The following is a 19,759-nucleotide window of genomic DNA, read 5'->3' as shown; positions in this document are numbered from 1 at the left end:
GCATCTTAATCTGCGGCGGGGGCGGGTTCGAGCGCCCGCGCGCAGGCCATGCCGCTTGACCAGGCCCACTGGAAGTTGTAGCCGCCCAGCCAGCCCGTCACGTCGACCACTTCGCCGATGAAATGCAGCCCGGGCACCCGACGGCTTTCCAGGGTCTGCGAGCTCAGTTCACGCGTGTCCACTCCCCCGGCTGTCACCTCGGCTTTGGCGTACCCCTCGGTGCCGTTGGGAACGATGGTCCACTGGTTCGCGGCCTGGCCCAGCGCTTCGAGGTCGCGGTCACGCAGGTCGGCGAGCAGGGCGTCGGGGCGCAGGGTCGGCACGGCATGGGCCTGCGTGGCCAGCCAGGTCTGCGCCAGGCGCTGGGGGACGGCTTCACCCAGCGCGATCCCCCACGCGGTCGACAGCTGCTTGCGCGAGCCGATCTTGGCCTGCTTGAGGAGCACGGCCAGATCGCGCTGAGGCGTGAGATCGAGGGTGAGGGCTTCGTCAGGCACCCAGAAGCTGGAGATCTGCAGAATGGCCGGGCCGCTGAGACCGCGGTGGGTGAACAGCAGGTCTTCGACGAAGCTGGCGGGGGCCGCCTTGCGACGCTTGGCCTGCAGGGCCTCGGGCATGGGCGTCGAGACGGTGACCTCCAGTGAGACGCCGGCCAGTGGCACGAAGGGCGCCCACACGGCGGGGTCGAAGGTCAGGGGCACGAGCGCAGGGCGCAGGGGCACGATGCGGTGGCCCAACCGTTCGGCCAGGCGCTGCCCGAAGTCGGTTGCTCCGATCTTCGGGATGGAGAGCCCGCCGGTGGCGACGACCACGTGGTGTGCGCCGACAGGGCCGCGGTCGGTGTCGAGCTCGAAACGTGGGCGGCCCGCTGCCGCGTCGGGCGCGGGTCGCACATCGCGCACGCAGCACGGCTGCCATCGGGTGACCTGGCCGGCGTCGCACTCCTTGAGCAGCATCTGAATGATGTCGTCGGCACTGCGGTCGCAGAAGAGCTGGCCCTTGTGCTTCTCGTGCCAGGCGATGCCGTGGCGCTCGACCAGGGCCAGGAAGTCCTGCGGGGTGTAGCTGGCCAGTGCAGAGCGCGCAAAGTGCGGGTTCTCGCTCAGGAACTGGGCCGGCGTGGCTTCGCGGTTGGTGAAGTTGCAGCGCCCGCCTCCCGAGATGCGGATCTTCTCCGCGACCTTGGCGGCGTGGTCGATCACCAGCACACGCAACCCGCGTTGACCGGCCGCGCCGGCACAGAACAGCCCGGCCGCACCGGCCCCGATCACAACGACATCGAATCTCTGCATGGGCGGGATTGTCGCCCCTCGTCGTGCTGGCTTGCTTTCAGCGCCTGTTCGGCCCGGGTGAGGGCCGCCGCGAGCGTTTCACCTTCGCGCACACTCACCATGCCGAAGCTGAGGCTCAGGCCGGGCAGGCCGCGGGCTTCACGGGCCTGGGCCACGGTGCGCACCAGGCGCCGCGCCAGGTGCAGTGCATCCTGCAGCGCCATGTCCGGCAGCAGGGCCACGAACTGGTCGCCTCCGATGCGCCCGATGACATCGCGTTCGCCGAGCAGGGCGCGGGCATGCGTGGCCACCAGCTTCAGTGCTTCGTCGCCCGCCGCATGGCCGTGCAGGTCATTGAGCTGGCGCAGATGGTCGATGTCGATGCGCAGGACGACGGCGCTTTCGGGGCGCGACAGGCGCAGTGCTGCCCCGGCGATCTCATTGAAATGCCGTCGGGTGGGCACCTGGGTGAGCATGTCGATGTCGGCCAGTTCGCGCAGCTGCCGGTGGGACTCCCGCAGCTCCTGCTCGGTGCGCTCGTAGGTCAGCAGCAGGCACATGTACACCGACACCATGACGGCGACGACCAGACCCAGCAGCACGGCCGGTTGCTGGATGTGCTGCGGATCGCTCAGGGGAATGCCCCAGTTCTGCATGGCGGTGACGAGGCGCGGCGCCTGGAGCACGGCCCCGCCGATGAGGAACAGGCGCACCGCCTTCAGATAGGGGCTGAGTCGCCACCCCGGGATGGCCTGCACGTGCCACATGGCGTACAGATAGCCCGCGACGTTGAACAGGCTGAAGACCGCCACGCGGGCAGCCATGTCGCTGGCGTCACGCGCCCACACGGCGGCATAGGCGGCGGTGCCGAGCAGCGGCAGGACCGGGTCGGCCCAGCCCGGCATCGGAAAGCGGGTGCGGGCATGAAAGCGCCGCAGTCCGGCCAGCATCATCAACGGCCATTGCAGTGACAGCAGCGCCGACAGCGGCAGCATCCATGGGCTGAGATCGCGCAGTAGCAGGCAGACGGGGCTCAGCGTGGTCAGCCACTGGGCGGTGGTCCACCACCAGAAGCCGCGGTAGACGCGTTGCGTCAGCCCGACCAGGGTCATCAGCGCGGCGGCCGTGATGAGCACGAGGCAGACCACCACAGTCAGCGTGGGCAGATGCAGCTCGAACAGGGACGAATCCATGGGGTGTGGCAAGTTGGCGGTGTACGGGCCCTGGCGTCACGAAGGGCAAGGCGATCTCGGCCACAATCGGCGTCTGTTCGCGGCGGCCCGAGGCCCATCGTGCATTGTGCAAGGGCCGGTGGGCGGCACGGCCCGCAGTTTCCAGGGGCCGGCGCACGACGCACGGCCCCGGCCACGCTGACCCGGGCCCTCGCGCGAACACCGATTGACTTCACAGTGATTTAAGGAGCACCAAGCATGGCCATGGACGTGGTGGACTACGAGATCAAAGGCGCTGAAATGCAGTTCGTCGAGGTGGAACTCGACCCTGGCGAGGCGGCCATCGGTGAAGCCGGCAGCATGATGTTCATGGACGCGGGCATCGAGATGGACACGGTGTTCGGTGATGGCGCACAGCAGAGCGGCGGCTTCTTCGGCAAGCTGCTGGGGGCGGGCAAGCGCCTGATTACGGGCGAGAGCCTGTTCACCACCGTCTACACCAACCAGGGTACGGGCAAGCGCCGCGTCGCCTTTGCCGCGCCTTATCCGGGCAAGATCCTGCCGATGGACCTCCGCCAGTTGGGCGGCACCTTGATCTGCCAGAAGGATGCCTTTCTGTGCGCTGCGCGCGGCGTGTCCCTCGGGATTGCCGTGCAGCAGCGCCTGGGCACCGGTTTCTTCGGCGGCGAGGGCTTCATCATGCAGAAGCTCGAGGGCGACGGCATGGCCTTCGTGCACGCGGGCGGTACCGTGGTGCGCCGTGAACTGAAGGCGGGTGAGTCGCTGATGGTCGACACGGGGTGCGTCGTGGCCTACACGCCGGGCGTGGACTTCGACATCCAGTACGTGGGCAAGATCAAGACGGCACTGTTTGGCGGAGAAGGGCTGTTCCTGGCCCGCATGACGGGACCCGGCCATGTCTGGCTGCAGAGCCTGCCGCTGTCGCGTCTGGCCTCGCGCATCTTTGCCGCAGCGCCTCAGCGAGGCGGTGCGCGCGAGGAAGGCTCGATGCTGGGCGGCTTCGGCGCCGGCGGCCTGCTGGGCTCGGTGCTGGGCGGCGACGACGAATGATCCCCTGCAAACCCCGGCCTTGAGCTGGGGCAGGTGGCCGCCCCGGGCGGCCGCTTACACTGCGCGGCCCTATCGCAGCGACGACTTTGATGACTCCCTTCTTTCGTGCAGCCGGCCGCAGGGCCGTGCTGTTCTGTTCGATTGCGCTGGCTGCCTCGACCCTGGGCATGGCGAGCGCGGCGCCTGCGGCGGGCCCCACACCGGCCAAGCCGCGGCAGCCTGCCCCGATCTTTGCCCTGAATTCGCTCGATGCCACCATCAGCGTCATCGACCCCGTGACGTTCACCGAGGTTCAGCGCATCCCGACGGGCAAGGAGCCGCATCACCTCTATCTGTCGCCCGACGAGAAGTCGTTGCTGGTGGCGAACGCGCTGTCGAACTCGCTCACGCTGATCGACCCGCGGACGGCCGCGGTGCAGCGCGTGCTCGAAGGCATTGCCGATCCTTATCAGATCCGCTTCTCGCCCGACATGAAGTGGTTCGTGACGGCTGCCAACCGGCTCGACCATGTCGACATCTATCGGGCGGTCTTCAAGCCTGGGGGCGGGCTGGCGCTGACGCTGGCCAAACGCATCCCGACGGCCAGGACGCCGAGCCACATCGCCATCGACAGCCGCAGCACCGTGGCCTACGTGACCATGCAGGACAGCGATGAACTGATCGCGATCGACCTGGCGACCCAGGCGCCTCGCTGGAAGATTGCGGTCGGCAAGATGCCGGCGGACGTGTACATCGCGCCAGGTGACCGCCTGCTCATGATCGGACTGACTGGCGACAGCTTTGTCGAGGTCTATGACGTGGCCGGCCCGCGGCCGGTTCTGCGCAAGCGCATCCGCACCGGCGCGGGGGCGCACGCCTTCCGTGCCTGGGGCGATGGCCGCCATGTGCTGGTCAGCAACCGGGTGGCCAACACCATCAGCAAGATCGACATGCAGACCATGAGTGTGGCGGCCGACTACCCCGCACCGGGCGGGCCTGACTGCATGGACGTGCTGGCTGATGGCCGCACCATCCTGGTCACCTCACGCTGGGCGCGCAAGGTGACCTTCATCGACACGGTCGAGAAGAAGGTCGTGCGGCAGGTGCCCGTGGGTCGCTCGCCGCACGGGGTATGGACCCTGGACCATGCGCCGCGCCAGTGAACGGACGCAGCGCCCCGCTGCGGGCCCGGGTGTCCGGATGCGGGCTGGGCACGCCGTGCTTTTCTCCGCTGCGGCCCTGGCCTGCCACGCCCCGGTGGCTGCCGCCGGCCCCGAGCGGGCCCCCTGCAGCAAACCGGTCTATCTGACCATCGACACCGGGCACATGGGCGTGGCCGAGCTGATTGCCGACACGCTGGACCGCCACGGCGTCAAGGCGACGTTCTTCCTGGCCAACGAGGCCACCCAGACGGTGGGAGACCGGCCGGCCGGCGAGACGCTCGACCCGCACTGGGCGTCGTTCTGGAAGCGGCTGGCGGCACAGGGCCATGATTTTGGCTCGCACACCTGGAACCACCTCGTCTGGCGGGCTGACCGGCCGGATGGCGCCTTCACCATGCAGGCGACGGCGGGCGCACGCCGGGGTGAGCGCCAGCGGGTTGACGCCACTGCCTACTGCGCCGAACTGACCGCGCCAGCGCAGCGCTTTGCCGCCCAGACCGGCCGATCGATGCGCGCCCTGTTCCGGGCTCCCGGTGGCAAGACGTCGCCCGCCTTGCTGCGCGCGGCGGCGGCGTGCGGATGGCAGCACGTGGGCTGGTCCGACGCAGGTTTTCTGGGGGACGAGCTGCCCAGCGACCGTTACCCCAATGACGCCCTGCTGCGCCAGGCCCTGGCCCGCATCCGGTCGGGTGACATCCTGATGATGCACCTCGGCATCTGGTCGCGTCAGGACCCGTGGGCGCCTGCCGTGCTCGAGCCGCTCATCACCGGGCTGCAGGCGCGGGGGATGTGTTTTGTCACGCTGCGGGCGCATCCGGTGTACGGCCGTGTCGGCGACGCCCCGAAGTGAGCCGTTGTGTCATCGTTCCTGATCTTCTGTGCCCCTCATGCTTGACGACGTCCTGATTCGCCCGCTTGGCGAAGCCTTCGGCCTGCTCCAGCAGCAGCTGTTCGAAGGCATGGTCCAGCCACTTGCCTTTGCGCTGGGGCTGGGGAATGTGCTGGAAGATGCTTACGACGCCACGGGGTGGATGCTGGTCGGCGTGGCGCAGCTGCTGGTGATGCTGCTCGTGCTGGGGCCGCTGCAACGCTGGCGCCCCGTGGAGCGTGGCCCAGCCGGTGCGCAGGCCCGTGTCGACGTGGTCTACACGCTCATCCACCGTCTGGGGCTGTTCCGCCTCGCGCTCTTCTTTTTCGTGATGCCCGGGCTGGACGGACTGTTCGGCTTTGCCGCGGTCCACGGCCTGACCGGTGTGCAGCTCGATGCACTGATGGCCTCGTGGTGGCCTGGCGTGACGGACACCGCCTGGGCCGCCTTCGTGGCCTACCTCCTGGTGTTCGACCTGCTGGACTACTGGATCCACCGGGGCCAACACCGCGTTGAACGGTGGTGGGCCCTGCATGCTGTGCACCACAGTCAGCGCCGCATGACGATGTGGAGCGACAACCGCAACCACCTGCTCGACGACCTGCTGCGCGATGTCCTGATCGCCCTTGTTGCCCGCGCCGTGGGCGTGCCGCCGGGCCAGTTCGTGGCCGTGGTGGCCTGCACGCAGCTGATCGAAAGCCTGTCGCACGCCAACGTGCGCCTGCAGTTCGGCTGGCTGGGCGAGCGTCTGCTGGTGAGCCCACGCTTCCACCGTCAGCACCATGCCATCGGCGTGGGGCACGAGGGTGAAGCCGGCCCCGGCAGCCTGGGGGGCTGTAACTTCGCGGTCCTCTTCCCGGTGTGGGACATCGTGTTCGGCACAGCGCGCTTCGATGGCCGATTCGAAGCCACCGGCATCCGCGACCAACTGCCCGAGTACGGCGGGCGGGACTACGGCAAGGGCTTCTGGTCGCAACAGTGGCTGGGCCTGAAGCGGCTGCTCTCGCGCCGATCGGCCCAGGTCTGACCGGCGGGGCGGCAGGCCCGAGCGCCTTTCGGTATGCTGCAAGCCGTCTTCATCACCACACGGCACGCCCCATGGTCGGACTCATCATCATCGGCGACGAGATCCTCAGCGGCCGTCGCCAGGACAAGCACCTCGTCAAGGCGATCGAGCTGCTCAACGAGCGCGGGATGGCCTTGCAGTGGGTGCGCTACGTGGGCGATGACCCCGATCGCATCACCGCCGACATCCGCCACGCCCTGGACTGTGGCGACGTCGTGTTCTCGTTCGGCGGCATCGGTGCCACGCCGGACGACCACACGCGAGGCTGCGCAGCCCGGGCAGTGGGGCGGGCGCTGTGCCTGCACCCCGAGGCGCGCGAACTGATCCTGGCCCGCTCACGTGAAGTGGCCGAGCAGGAGGGGCGCACCTTCGATCCGGACGCACCGGACACCCAGCGTCGCCTGCAGATGGGTTTCTTTCCGGGAGGCGCCACGATCATCCCGAATCCGTACAACCGCATCCCGGGCTTCTCGCTGATGGCGCGCATTCACTTCCTGCCCGGCTTTCCTGTCATGGCCTGGCCGATGATGGCCTGGGTGCTGGACGAGCGCCATGCTGCGCTGCACAACCAGACACGCGTCTGCGAACGGGCTGTCATCGTGTATGGCGCCATGGAAGCTGCGCTCACGCCACTGATGGAGCAGATCGAGTCCCGGTTCGCCCCCGTGAAGGTGTTCAGCCTGCCGAGCGTCGACCACCCGGTTCACGGGCGCCACATCGAGCTGGGCGTCAAGGGTCCGATCGATGTCGTCGACGAGGCCTTCGCAAGCCTGCTGGACGGGTTGAACCAACATGGTGCATCATTGGGCCCCACTTCGGTGCGATGAGTTGTGCGTCGCGGAAATGCACTGAAATGGTGCGATCCGGTCATGCTGAGACCGCTTGCTGGACCGAGCAGCTGCCGGATGGTGAAAGGTGCAGGCATCCCAGCGCTGCTTCTGTGCGGCGAGATCGCTTTTTGTGCGCGGTTTTGCCTTGCGGCAAGACAAGGCGGCGATGGTTTCCCGGCTCTCGCGCCAGAACGAGGCATGCTTTCTGCTATTACACTGCGCGCTGTTTCTGAACGATGAAACAGAGTCAACCTCTTCTTGCAATCAAACCAAGCCTCTTGCTAGGAGCACCTGATGGCCAACAAGACCGTCGCCGACGTGATGAAGCTGGTGAAGGACAACGAAGTCAAGTTCGTTGACTTCCGCTTCACTGACACCCGTGGCAAGGAACAGCACACGACCGTGCCTGTTTCCCACTTTGACGAAGACAAGTTCACGTCGGGCCATGCCTTTGACGGTTCGTCCATCGCCGGCTGGAAGGGCATCGAAGCTTCGGACATGCTGCTGATGCCGGATCCGAACACGGCCAACATCGACCCGTTCTTCGAAGAGCCGACCCTGATCCTGACCTGCGACGTCATCGACCCGCACGACGGCAAGCCATACGAGCGCGATCCCCGCTCGCTGGCCAAGCGCGCTGAAGCCTACCTGAAGGCCTCGGGCCTGGGCGACACCGCCTACTTTGGTCCGGAACCCGAATTCTTCGTGTTCGACTCGGTCCGTTGGGCCAACGAAATGTCCGGCTCGTTCTTCAAGATCGAATCGGAAGAGGGCGCCTGGAACACCGGCACCAAGTACGAGCACGGCAACACCGGCTACCGTCCCACCGTCAAGGGCGGCTACTTCCCCGTGCCCCCGGTCGACAGCGGCCAGGACATGCGTTCGGAAATGTGCCTGATCCTGGAAAGCCTCGGCATTCCCGTTGAAGTGCACCACCACGAAGTGGCCAACGCCGGCCAGATGGAAATCGGCACGCGCTTCAGCACGCTGACCGAGCGCGCCGACTGGCTGCAGCTGCAGAAGTACGTGATCGTGAACGTGGCCCACGCCTACGGCAAGACCGCCACCTTCATGCCCAAGCCCATCGTTGGCGACAACGGTTCCGGCATGCACGTGCACCAGTCGATCTGGAAGGACGGCAAGAACCTGTTCGCAGGCGACGGCTACGCCGGCCTGAGCGAGTTCGCCCTGTACTACATCGGCGGCATCATCAAGCACGCCCGTGCCCTGAACGCCATCACCAACCCGGGTACGAACTCGTACAAGCGTCTGGTGCCTGGCTTCGAAGCCCCGGTGAAGCTGGCCTACTCGGCCAAGAACCGCTCGGCCTCGATCCGCATCCCGTACGTGTCGAACCCGAAGGGCCGCCGCATCGAAGCGCGCTTCCCGGATCCCTCGGCCAACCCGTACCTGGCTTTCGCCGCGCTGATGATGGCCGGTCTGGACGGCGTCGAGAACAAGATCCATCCGGGCGAAGCCGCCACGAAGGACCTGTACCACCTGCCGCCCGAAGAGGACGCACTGGTGCCGACCGTGTGCCACAGCCTGGACCAGGCCCTCGAGTACCTCGACAAGGACCGCGCATTCCTGACCAAGGGTGGTGTGTTCACCGACGCGTACATCGATGCCTACATCGACCTGAAGATGCAGGAAGTCACGCGTTTCCGCATGGCCACGCACCCGGTCGAGTACGACATGTACTACGCCCTCTGATTCCCGCCGGGAATGCTGGGCAGGCCCCTCGGGGCCTCACGAAAAGGGCGACGCAAGTCGCCCTTTTTTCATTGCCCGTGCTGTCTGCTGTGCCGCACTGTGGTGTTTCTGTCGTGGTGTTTTGTGCGCCTGAGGGCATACTGCCTGCCGAGGCTGCCTGCATCCAGGCGGGCCAGATCGATCGCGAGACACGATGCCTTCCATGACTGTTCTGCCGTTTTCAGTCCAGGTTCCGCCGAGGCGGCCAGCGCTGCGCCACGCAGCAACGTTGTGGCTGCTGGCCGCCCCCTTGCTGCTGGTCGCGGGCGAAGCGCAGGCTCAGGACAAGCCGGTCTACCGGTGTCCGGGCAACCTCTACACCGACGCCTTGAGCCCCAAGGAAGCCCAGTCTCGCGGCTGCAAGACGCTGGATGGGGCGCCGATCACGGTGATCCAGGGGCCTTCGTCGCAACGCACGCAGGGTGGCCAGAGCGAGCGGGCTGCCGGATCCGGCGCAGGCGCCACGGCACCCAAGGTGACCTCCGACGAGCAGCGCGCCCGGGACGCCGACCGCCGCCGCATCCTCGAAGCCGAGCTCCGCAAGGAAGAAGAAGCCCTGGCTGCCTTGCAGAAGGAGTTCAACAACGGTGAGCCCGAGCGGCGTGGCGACGAGCGCAATTACCAGAAGTACATGGACCGCGTCAGCGCCATGCGCGATGCCGTGACCCGCAAGGAGGCCGATGTGGCTGCCCTGAGGCGGGAGCTCGCCGCCCTGGGATCGGCTCGATGACTGACTCGCTGCGGGGCGTTTTGCGTGCCGAGCCCGCCCAGGCGAGGGCGCTGCTGCCCGACCACCTCGATGCGCTGGACTATCTGGCCACCATGGTGGCCGTCGTCGAGCCAGACGGTCAGTGTCTGTTTGCGAACGCTGCGTTCGAGGAGATCCTGGGGCTGTCGCGGCGCAGTGTGATGCGCGAGTCCATCTTCGACTGGTTCATCGACCCGGCCGTGCTGCAGGACATTGTCGGCGCCGTGGCCAGCAACGAGTACGCGACAAGCCGTCTGCAGGCCGAGCTCAAGCGCCACCCGAACGTGTTCGGCGAACCCCTGCCGGTGCAGTGCATCGTCACCCGGCTCGAGCACGGTGACCTGGTGCTGATCGAACTCGTTGAGATCGAGCAGCAGACGCGCCAGGAGCGCGAGGAGCGTGCGCTCGATCAGGCCCAGGCGAACAAGGAATTGATCCGCAACCTGGCGCATGAGATCAAGAACCCGCTGGGCGGCATCCGGGGTGCGGCGCAGTTGCTGCAGATGGAGCTCGAGAGCAAGTCGCTCACCGAGTACACCCAGGTCATCATCCACGAGGCCGATCGTCTTCAGGCGCTGGTGGACCGGCTGCTGGCACCGCATCGCCGCCCGCATCTCGTGGGCGACGTCAACATTCACGAGGTCTGCGAACGCGTGCGGTCGCTGATCCTGGCCGAGTTCCCGAAGGGGCTCAAGGTCTGGCGCGACTACGACACCTCGATTCCCGATTTCCGCGGCGACCGCGAGCAGTTGATCCAGGCCGTGCTCAACATCGCGCACAACGCTGCACAGGCGCTGGCCGAGCGCATCCAGGCCGGTGACGCCAAGCTGACCCTGCGCACGCGGGTGGCCCGCCGCGTCACGATCAACCGGCAGCTACACCGGCTGGCACTGGTCTTGCATATCGAGGACAACGGCCCCGGCATCCCCGATGCCATCCGTGACCGCATCTTCTACCCGCTGGTTTCTGGGCGTGAGGGCGGTTCCGGACTGGGCCTGACATTGGCTCAAACCTTCGTTCAACAGCATCAGGGCACCATCGAATGCGAGAGCGAGCCGGGGCGCACGGTTTTCAGGATTCTGATTCCGCTGCCATGACCGGTGACCGCGTCACAGTCGAGACGGGATGCCATCACCTCAGGTCAGCATGAAACCCATCTGGATCGTTGACGACGACCAATCCATCCGCTTCGTGCTCGAGAAGGCACTGGCCCGCGAGGACATGCCGGTTCGCAGCTTCACCAACCCGCGCGATGTGCTGCTGGCGCTGGATGACGACGAGCCGCAGGTGCTGGTGTCGGACATCCGCATGCCGGGTGGCTCTGGCATCGACCTGCTGAGCAAGGTCAAGGCGCGGCTGCCCGGACTGCCCGTCATCATCATGACGGCGTACTCCGATCTGGACAGTGCCGTGTCGGCCTTTCAGGGCGGTGCCTTCGAATACCTCCCCAAGCCGTTCGACCTGACCAAGGCGGTGGAGCTGATCCGGCGCGCGGTCGACGAGAGCGTGCGCGAAGAGGTGGTCGACGAGCGCGTGGCGCAGATGCCCGAGATGCTCGGCCAGGCGCCGGCCATGCAGGATGTCTTCCGGGCGATCGGGCGGCTGAGCCAGAGCAACGTCACGGTGCTGATCACCGGTGAGTCGGGTGCGGGCAAGGAGCTCGTGGCGCGGGCACTGCACAAGCACAGTCCGCGCGCCAACGGGCCGTTCGTGGCGATCAACACCGCGGCCATCCCGAAGGACTTGCTCGAATCCGAGCTGTTCGGTCACGAGCGCGGGGCCTTCACCGGCGCGCAGACCATGCGGCGCGGGCGCTTCGAGCAGGCCGACGGCGGCACCTTGTTTCTCGATGAAATCGGCGACATGCCGTTCGATCTGCAGACCCGCCTGCTGCGGGTGTTGAGCGACGGTCAGTTCTATCGCGTGGGCGGGCACCACCCGCTCAAGAGCAATGTGCGCGTGATTGCGGCCACCCACCAGAACCTGGAAGACCGGGTGCGGCACGGCGTGTTCCGGGAAGACTTGTTCCACCGCCTGAATGTGATCCGGCTGCGCCTGCCGGCGCTGCGTGAACGCCGCGAGGACATCCCGACGCTGGCGCGCTTTTTCCTGCAGAAAAGTGCGAAGGACCTGGGCGTCGAGGCCAAGCGGATCTCCGAGCAGGCCCTTGCGCGACTGGCCACCTTCGACTTCCCGGGCAACGTGCGGCAGCTGGAGAACATCTGTCACTGGCTGACGGTGATGGCGCCCGCGCAGGTGATCGAGACGAAAGACCTGCCGCCGGAGCTGCTGGATGGTCAGATTCCGGCAATGAATGGGGCTGGCGCCATGGCGGTTGCGGCTGCGCCGGTGGCGTCCCACTCGGAGGGCTGGAGCCAGGGCGCAGTCACCCCGTCGCCGGGTGGTTCGCTCGGGTCGCCGGTGGAGGGGGCTTGGGCGGCGGAGGCGCGTGTGCCGGAAGCCAGCGGCGGCAGCATGGTGCCGGTCGATCTGCCCGCGGGCCACTTTGCGCCGTCCGTGCTGGGCGGCTCTTCGAACGGGGCGGGCGTGTCCGGGGGCGTCTCGATGCCTTACGGCGAGGCCTCGGCTGCGCCGGCCAGCGCGGTGCCAGCCCCGCCAGCCGGCTGGCTCAAGGATCTCGAGCGCGAGGCCCGTGCGCGCCTGGAGTCCGGCCAGCCCGAGGTGTGGGACAGCCTGACCCGCCAGTTCGAGGCGAGCCTGATCCATACCGCCCTGGAGCTGACGCGGGGGCGCCGCATCGAGGCAGCCCAGAAGCTTGGCATCGGCCGCAACACGATCACGCGCAAGATCCAGGAACTCGGGATCGACGATTGAGTTCCAACCGGCATGGGCTGATAGAGTGACAGCCTGTTTCGGAAGGATCTTGAGATGCAATCCCTGAAGTCGACTCTGGCTGGCGCCCTCAGCGCCCTGGCCCTGATCGGTCTGTCAGCCTGTTCCACCACCAGCCCGGACGTGATCAAGCCGGGTGACGCCCAGCGCCTGTCGCAGGTCGCCGATGCCATCGTGATCAGCATTCGCCCCGTGGTGGTCGAAGGCAGCCAGAGCGGCATCGGTGGCGGCACGGGCGCCGTGATCGGTGGCATCGCCGGCGCGGGCGGCACCAGCAACCCGCGCGGCTCGGCCATGGCCGGTGTGGCGGGCGCGGTGGTGGGTGCGGTGGTGGGTAATGCCGTCGAGCGTTTTGGCACCCGCGAAGACGCCTATGAAATCATCGTGCAGCTGACGAATGGTGAGCGCCGCGCACTGGTCCAGGCGCAGGGCAATGAGGCGTTCAAACCGGGCGATGCGGTGATCCTCGTGACCACCGGCGGCAAGACCCGCGTGATGCTGAACCCGCGCAGCAACCCGGCTGGTCGCTGAGCAAGGCGGATCGGCGCGGCGCGCGGTGGCCGTGCGCGCCGCGGTGTTCATGGCCAGCCAGGCAGTCAGCACATGGACGACCGTATCCGACAGATCCTCACGCAGATCACCAAGCTGGAGGACGAACTGCACGACGCGATGAAAGAGCGCGAGCAGCAGGTGTTCTTCGAGCTCAAAGGGCGCCGCATCGAGTTCGAGTCGGCCGTGAAGGCGCGGCATCGCCAGCTGCGCATGGGGCTGCTGCGCTGGCTGGCGGGCAGCCGGCCGCAGAACTGGGTGTCGGCGCCGTTCATCTACGGCGTGTTCCCGGCGTTCGTGATCCTCGACGTGCTGGTGTCGGTCTACCATGCGGTGTGCTTCCCGCTGTACGGCATCCCGAAGGTGCGACGGGCCGACTACATCCGCTTCGACCGGCACAAGCTGGCCTACCTCAACAGCCTGGAAAAGCTCAACTGCGAGTACTGCGCCTATGCCAACGGGCTGCTGGCCTGGGTGACCGAGGTGACCGCGCGCACCGAGCAGTACTGGTGCCCGATCAAGCACGCGCGTCGCATCGTGGGCGCGCACGGGCGCTATCACCGCTTCAAGGAGTATGGTGATGCCGAGGGCTACCAGGCCCACCTGCGCAAGATGCGGCTGGAGTTCAGGCGGGAAGCGCGCGCGCAGCCTGCGCCAGTGTCGTCAGATCCGCCTCGGTGAGTGTTTCGCGGGCCAGCAGCATCGCGGCCCCTTCATCGAGCAGCGCGCGGCGGGCATCCAGCAAGGCGCGGGCGCGCTGGTAGGCCTCGTCCACCAGCTGGCGCACCGCCGCGTCGATCTGTTCGGCGGTGGCTTCGCTGTGCAGGCGCGGTGAGCCGATGCCATCGGCCGCCGGGCCCAGGAAGGCGTGGTGGGGCCGCTCGTAGGCCACCTGGCCCAGCTGAGATGACATGCCCAGGCGCATCACCATGTCCCGCGCGATCTCCGTCACCTTCTGCAGGTCGTCGGCCGCGCCGCTGGAGATGTCGCCCATCACCAGGTCTTCGGCGGCGCGCCCACCGAGCAGCACCACCATGCGATTGAGCAGTTCCCGCCGTGTCTGCAGGAAGCGGTCTTCGCTGGGGCGCTGCAGGGTGTAGCCCAGCGCGCCGATGCCGCGCGGAATGATGGAGATCTTGTGGACCGGGTCGGCGCCGGGCAGGGACAGCGCGAGCAGGGCATGCCCCATCTCGTGGTACGCCACGGTGCGGCGCTCGGGCTCGTTGAGCACGCGCTGGCGCTTCTCCAGACCGGCCACGATGCGTTCGACCGCGGCGGTGAAATCCTGCGCTTCGACCGCCTCGGCCTGGCGGCGGGTGGCCAGCAGCGCCGCTTCGTTGACCAGGTTGGCGAGGTCGGCGCCCGCGAAGCCGGGGGTGAGCGCGGCGACGGCATCGGGGTCGACATCGGGGCCGAGCTTCACCTTGCGCAGGTGCACGCGCAGGATGTCGATGCGGCCCTGGCGGTCGGGGCGGTCGACCAGCACCTGGCGATCGAAACGGCCGGCGCGCAGCAGGGCGGGGTCGAGCACTTCTGGGCGGTTGGTGGCGCCCAGGATCACGACGCCGGCACTCGGGTCGAAGCCGTCCATTTCGGCCAGCAGCTGGTCGAGCGTCTGTTCCTTTTCGTCGTGGCCGCCCAGCATGCCGGCGCCACGGGCCTTGCCGAGGGCATCGAGCTCGTCGATGAAGACGATGGCGGGCGCGGCTTCGCGGGCCTGCTCGAACAGGTCGCGCACGCGGGCGGCGCCCACGCCGACGAACATCTCGACGAACTCGGAGCCGTTGATGGAGAAGAAGGGCACGCCCGCCTCGCCGGCCATGGCGCGGGCCAGCAGCGTCTTGCCGGTGCCGGGTGGGCCGAGCAGCAGGATGCCCTTGGGCATGCGGGCGCCCAGGCGGCCGTAGGCCTGCGGGTGCTTCAGGAAATCGACGGATTCGCGCAGCTCGGCTTTGGCCTCGTCCACGCCGGCGACGTCGTCGAAGGTGACCGTGATGTCGCGCTCGGCGTGCACGCGGGCCTTGCTGCGGCCCACGCCCATCATGCCGCCCAGACCGCCGCCGCCCATCATGCGTTTGGCCAACAGGTTCCACAGCCCGAACAGCAACAGCACCGGCAGCACCCATGAAAGGAAGTCGCGCAGCCAGGTGCTTTCGATGACACCTTCCACGCGCACGCCGTGCTGGGACAGGGCTTCGGCCAGGGCCGGATCGACCCGGGTGGCCACAAAGCGCTGGCGGCCGTCGGGCAGGGGCTTCTTCAGCTCGCCTTCGATGAGGTTGCTCGACACGCGCAGGCTGGCCACTTCGCCGGCCTTCACGCGGTCCATGAGCTCGCTGTAGGGCATGGCCTGCACCTGGGTGCTGCCGACCCAGACCTCGCGCACCCACAGGGCCACGAGCAGGGCCATCACGATGTACCAGAGGTTGGGGCCGGAGAAGGGCGGGCGGGGTGTGTCGCCAGAGGGTGGCGTGGGGCGAGGAGGCGGTGAGGTGGGCATGAGGGTCTGCGCGAGGTTCAGGTCTGCATGCGGCTGACGGCCGCGCGGAAGCGCCACAGGGCGCCAGCGAAGAACACGGTGCCGATGGCGGCGATGGCGGCCAGCTGCGGCCAGACGATGGTGACGCCTGCACCGCGGTACAGAATGGCTTGCGCCAGGCTCACGAAGTGGGTGGTGGGGGCGGCGAGCATGATGTTGGCCACGATGTCGGGCATGTTCTCGCGTGGCGTCTGGCCGCCGGACAGCATCTGCAGCGGCAGCAGCACCAGGATCATCAACAGGCCCAGCTGCGGCATCGAACGGGCCACCGTGCCCAGGTAGATGCCCATGGACGTGGTGGCAAACAGGTGCAGCGCGCAGCCCACCAGGAACAGCGGCACCGAGCCCGAGATCGGCATGCCGAGGGCGCCCTGCACGATCACGTACAAGGACGCGGCCGTGGCCACCAGCACCACGAGCGCCATGGACCAGACCTTGGCCAGCATGATCTCGATCGGGCGCAGCGGCAGCACCAGCAGGTGTTCGATCGTGCCGTGCTCGCGCTCGCGGATCAGCGCGGCACCGGTCAGGATGATGGAGAGCATGGTGACGTTGCTCATCAGCTCCATCACGCCCATGAACCAGCTGTCGTTCATCGACGGGTTGAAGCGCACCCGCATCGCCAGGTCCACCGGGGGCACGGACTGGGTGCGTTCGCGCTGCAGGTATTCGTTGACCTCGCCCAGCGCGATGCTCTGGATGTAGCCCGCGCCGACAAAGGCCTGGCTCATCTGTGTGGCGTCCACATTGAGCTGGATGGCGGGGCTGCGGCCGGCCAGCACGTCGCGCTGAAAGCCGGGCGGGATGTTGAGCACGAAGGTGTAGCGGCCGGCGTCCATGCCGGCATCCATCTCGCGCAGGTCGATGTGCGCGGGCGGCATGAAGGTGGGCGGGTAGAAGGCCTCGGTGATGCGGCCGGACAGCGGGGTGCGGTCTTCATCGACCACGGCCAGCGGCGCGCGGTGCAGGCGGTCCGGGGCGCCTTTGGCGGCGGTGTAGATGGCGCCGGTGAAGGCCCACAGCACGAAGGCCAGCAGCAGGCGCTCGCGCCACAGGCTGCGCAGTTCCTTCAGCCCCAGTTGCCAGATGTGGACGAGGCTGCTCATGTGTCCTGCTTCTTGAGCAGCATCACGGTGGCGACCGTGAGCAGCGGGATGATGGCCAGCAAGGGCAGGAAGGACGGCCACAGGTCGACCAGACCGAGCGCCTTGCTGTAGGTGCCGCGGCTGATGGTGAGGAAGGGACCGGTGGGGTAGCTGTGGCCGATCCACCAGGCGAGCCCCTCCAGCGAGGACACCGGGTTGATCAGGCCGGAGAACTGCACGGCGGGCAGCATGGTGGCCAGCGAGGTGCCGAAGATGGCGGCGATCTGGCTGCCCGTGAACGAGGACATGAACAGCCCCAGCCCGGTGGCCGCGGTGACGTAGAGCAGGGCGGCGAGCGTGAGTGCAAGGAAGCTGCCCTTGAACGGCACGCCGAACACCGTCACGGCCAGGGCCGTCATCAGCAGGAAGTTGACCATGCCCGTGGCGATGTAGGGCAGCTGCTTGCCGAGCAGGAACTCCAGCCGGGTGGCCGGGGTGACGTAGAGGTTGACGATGGAGCCCATCTCCTTTTCGCGCACCACGGCCAGTGCCGCCAGCATGGCGGGGATGAAGATCAGCAGGATCGGGATCACGGCGGGCACCATGGCGACGATGCTGCGCACCTCGGGGTTGTAGCGGTAGCGCACCTCGACCTGCGCGGCCGGCGTGGTGTCCATGCCGCGCAGCCGGGCCTGTTCAGCGAGGTAGCCCGTGTGCAGCCCCTGCACATAGCCGGAGATGGTCTCGGCGCGCTGCGGCATGGCGCCGTCGATCCACACGCCGATGGCCACGGGGCGGCCGCGTGAGACATCGCGTGCAAAACCGGGCGGGATCTCGAGGGCCACGCTGATCTCGCCGTTGCGCAGGCGGCGGTCGAGGTCGGCGTCGTTCTGCAGCGGGGGCTGCTCGATGAACCACGGCGAGCCCGAAAAGTTCAGCGTGTAGTCGCGGCTGGCCGGGGTCTGGTCGCGGTCGAGCACGGCGTAGCGCAGGTCTTGCACGTCCATGCTGATGCCGTAGCCCATGATGATCATCAGCAGCACGGTGCCCAGCAGGGCCAGCGTGAGGCGGATGGGGTCGCGGCGCAGTTCGAGTGATTCGCGGTGGGCGAAGCTCATCATGCGAGCCAGGCTCCAGCCGCGGGTGCGGGGGGCGGGCGCCGGTGGCCGGGCTGGCAGTTCTGCCGCGGGCGCTTCTGACGCGGGTGCCGCGGGCGTCGCGGACGCAGCGGTTGCAGGAGGTGGCGCGTCCGCCGTGTCCGCACCGCCCTGCGCCTCCAGCAGGTAGTCGATGAAGGCGTCTTCCAGCCTGTCGCGCCCTTTGCTGGCGGTCAGCTCATCCGGCGTGCCGCTGGCCAGCACCCGCCCGGCGTGCATCAGCGAGATGCGGTCGCACCGCTGCGCCTCGTTCATGAAATGCGTGGAGATGAACAGCGTCACGCCATCCCGACGCGAGAGCTCGACCATCAGCGCCCAGAACGCATCGCGCGCCACCGGGTCCACGCCCGAGGTCGGCTCGTCCAGGATGAGCATGTCGGGCTTGTGCACCACCGCCACCGCCAGCGACAGCCGCTGTCGCCCACCCAGGGGCAGCGCAGCGGGCAGGGCATCGGCCACGTCGTGCAGGCCGAAGCGCGTCAGCATCTCGTCGATCCGCGCTTCGCGGGCGTCGGCCGGCACATGGAAGAGCCGTGCGTGCAGATCGAGGTTCTGGCGCACCGTCAGCTCGCCGTACAGCGAGAAGCCCTGCGACATGTAGCCCACGCGCCGACGCACGTTCAGGTCGTTGGCGTTCACCGGGCGGCCGAACAGCGCCGCGCGCCCCTCGGTGGCGGGCAGCAGGCCGGTGAGCATCTTCATCGTGGTGCTCTTGCCGCAACCGTTCGAGCCCAGGAAGCCGAAGATTTCGCCCTGCCGGATGCGGAAGCTCACGCGGTCGACCGCCGTGAAATCGCCGAAGCGGCAGGTCAGGTTGTCCGCTTCGATCGCGATGTCGCGGTGGTCGCCGCGCAGCGGTGGCACCGTGAGGGCGCGATGGTCACCGCGCCGGGCGTCGGGCAGCAGGGCCAGGAAGGCCTGCTCGAGCCCGGTGGTGCCCGTGCGGGCCAGGATCTCCGCCGGGGTGCCCTCGGCGAGCACGAGCCCGGCGTCCATGGCCACGAGGTGGTCGAAGCGCTCGGCTTCTTCCATGTAGGCCGTGGCCACGATCACGCTCATGCCCGGCCGCCGGCTGCGGATGTGGTCGATCAGCTCCCAGAACTGCCGGCGCGACAGCGGGTCCACGCCCGTGGTGGGCTCATCGAGCACCAGCAGATCCGGGTCGTGGATGAGGGCGCAGCACAGCCCCAGCTTCTGCTTCATCCCGCCCGAGAGCTTGCCGGCCGGCCGGTCGGCAAAGGGCGCCAGCCCGGTGGCGGCCAGCAGCTCGGCGATGCGACGTTGGCGCTCCTGCGCGCCATGCCCGAAGAGCCGACCGAAGAAGTCGACGTTCTCCTGCACCGACAGGGTGGGGTAGAGGTTGCGACCCAGTCCCTGCGGCATGTAGGCGATCTGCGGACAGCGGCTGCGGCGCACGCGCGCGCTCGCCATGTCGCCGCCCAGCACCGTCACGCGCCCCTGCTGAATGCGCCGCGCGCCGGCCAGCAAGGCCAGCAGGGTGGACTTGCCCACGCCGTCCGGGCCGATCAGGGCCACCGTGCGGCCACCGGGCAGCGCCAGGTTGATGTCGTTCAGCGCGACCGTCTTGCCGTGGCGGTAGCCGACCTGCTCGAAGCGCGCGACCACGTCGTCGTGCATGCGGGTCACGGTGTGGCC

The 19,759-nt window shown here is 67.9% G+C and carries 16 protein-coding genes; 11 read left to right on the top strand and 5 right to left on the bottom strand.

The window, feature by feature from the left end:
- Positions 1–5 precede the first annotated feature (5 nt).
- Both DEH84_RS10365 and DEH84_RS10360 read right to left on the bottom strand, forming a co-directional pair.
- On the bottom strand, positions 6–1,292 hold the full coding sequence (locus tag DEH84_RS10365; protein WP_109036787.1) for a BaiN/RdsA family NAD(P)/FAD-dependent oxidoreductase: 1,287 nt from the start codon (positions 1,290–1,292) through the stop codon (positions 6–8).
- Entirely contained in the window at positions 1,268–2,464 is a 1,197-nt protein-coding gene (locus DEH84_RS10360; protein ID WP_109036786.1) for a GGDEF domain-containing protein, read from the bottom strand. The genes DEH84_RS10365 and DEH84_RS10360 overlap by 25 nt, the downstream gene beginning before the upstream one ends.
- Positions 2,465–2,701: 237 nt before the next feature.
- On the opposite strand from DEH84_RS10360, the gene DEH84_RS10355 reads away from it, so the two are divergent.
- From DEH84_RS10355 to DEH84_RS10305, 11 genes are all read left to right on the top strand, one after another.
- Positions 2,702–3,514 carry a TIGR00266 family protein gene (locus DEH84_RS10355; RefSeq protein ID WP_109036785.1) on the top strand — a complete coding sequence of 271 codons (813 nt, stop codon included), beginning with the start codon at positions 2,702–2,704 and terminating at the stop codon, positions 3,512–3,514.
- A gap of 167 nt (positions 3,515–3,681) precedes the next feature.
- Positions 3,682–4,656: a YncE family protein gene (locus DEH84_RS10350; protein ID WP_179950634.1), complete on the top strand. Its 975-nt coding sequence runs from the start codon at positions 3,682–3,684 to the stop codon at positions 4,654–4,656.
- 37 nt (positions 4,657–4,693) lie between these two features.
- Positions 4,694–5,506, top strand: coding sequence for a polysaccharide deacetylase family protein (locus DEH84_RS10345; protein ID WP_109036783.1), 813 nt, complete (start codon positions 4,694–4,696; stop codon positions 5,504–5,506).
- A gap of 55 nt (positions 5,507–5,561) precedes the next feature.
- Positions 5,562–6,551, top strand: coding sequence for a sterol desaturase family protein (locus tag DEH84_RS10340; RefSeq protein WP_425429011.1), 990 nt, complete (start codon positions 5,562–5,564; stop codon positions 6,549–6,551).
- A 71-nt stretch (positions 6,552–6,622) separates the two neighbouring features.
- Entirely contained in the window at positions 6,623–7,417 is a 795-nt protein-coding gene (locus tag DEH84_RS10335; RefSeq protein ID WP_109036781.1) for a competence/damage-inducible protein A, read from the top strand.
- A gap of 297 nt (positions 7,418–7,714) precedes the next feature.
- Positions 7,715–9,133 (top strand): type I glutamate--ammonia ligase, encoded by a 1,419-nt coding sequence (gene glnA, locus DEH84_RS10330; protein ID WP_109036780.1) that lies wholly within the window; start codon positions 7,715–7,717, stop codon positions 9,131–9,133.
- A gap of 193 nt (positions 9,134–9,326) precedes the next feature.
- Complete coding sequence (locus tag DEH84_RS10325) at positions 9,327–9,902, top strand: hypothetical protein (protein ID WP_245932557.1); 576 nt, start codon at positions 9,327–9,329, stop codon at positions 9,900–9,902.
- Between the two features lie 92 nt (positions 9,903–9,994).
- On the top strand, positions 9,995–11,017 hold the full coding sequence (gene glnL / locus DEH84_RS10320) for a nitrogen regulation protein NR(II) (protein ID WP_245932772.1): 1,023 nt from the start codon (positions 9,995–9,997) through the stop codon (positions 11,015–11,017).
- A 49-nt stretch (positions 11,018–11,066) separates the two neighbouring features.
- Positions 11,067–12,755 (top strand): nitrogen regulation protein NR(I), encoded by a 1,689-nt coding sequence (ntrC, locus tag DEH84_RS10315; RefSeq protein ID WP_109036778.1) that lies wholly within the window; start codon positions 11,067–11,069, stop codon positions 12,753–12,755.
- 54 nt (positions 12,756–12,809) lie between these two features.
- Positions 12,810–13,304 (top strand): hypothetical protein, encoded by a 495-nt coding sequence (locus tag DEH84_RS10310; RefSeq protein WP_170119674.1) that lies wholly within the window; start codon positions 12,810–12,812, stop codon positions 13,302–13,304.
- Between the two features lie 72 nt (positions 13,305–13,376).
- Positions 13,377–14,003 (top strand): hypothetical protein, encoded by a 627-nt coding sequence (locus DEH84_RS10305; protein ID WP_109036777.1) that lies wholly within the window; start codon positions 13,377–13,379, stop codon positions 14,001–14,003.
- On the opposite strand, the gene ftsH is transcribed toward DEH84_RS10305, so the two are convergent.
- The 3 genes from ftsH to rbbA are packed head-to-tail and all read right to left on the bottom strand — an operon-like array spanning position 13,948 to position 19,741.
- Positions 13,948–15,822, bottom strand: coding sequence for an ATP-dependent zinc metalloprotease FtsH (gene ftsH / locus DEH84_RS10300; protein WP_109038325.1), 1,875 nt, complete (start codon positions 15,820–15,822; stop codon positions 13,948–13,950). The genes DEH84_RS10305 and ftsH overlap by 56 nt on opposite strands.
- Before the next feature lie 17 nt (positions 15,823–15,839).
- Positions 15,840–16,967: an ABC transporter permease gene (locus DEH84_RS10295; protein ID WP_109036776.1), complete on the bottom strand. Its 1,128-nt coding sequence runs from the start codon at positions 16,965–16,967 to the stop codon at positions 15,840–15,842.
- Entirely contained in the window at positions 16,964–19,741 is a 2,778-nt protein-coding gene (gene rbbA / locus DEH84_RS10290) for a ribosome-associated ATPase/putative transporter RbbA (RefSeq protein ID WP_109036775.1), read from the bottom strand. The genes DEH84_RS10295 and rbbA overlap by 4 nt, the downstream gene beginning before the upstream one ends.
- Positions 19,742–19,759 lie beyond the last annotated feature (18 nt).

The organism is Aquabacterium olei, from assembly GCF_003100395.1.
GTDB classification, from domain to species: Bacteria; Pseudomonadota; Gammaproteobacteria; order Burkholderiales; family Burkholderiaceae_C; genus Aquabacterium; species Aquabacterium olei.
This window is presented reverse-complemented; position numbering and strand designations above follow the sequence as displayed.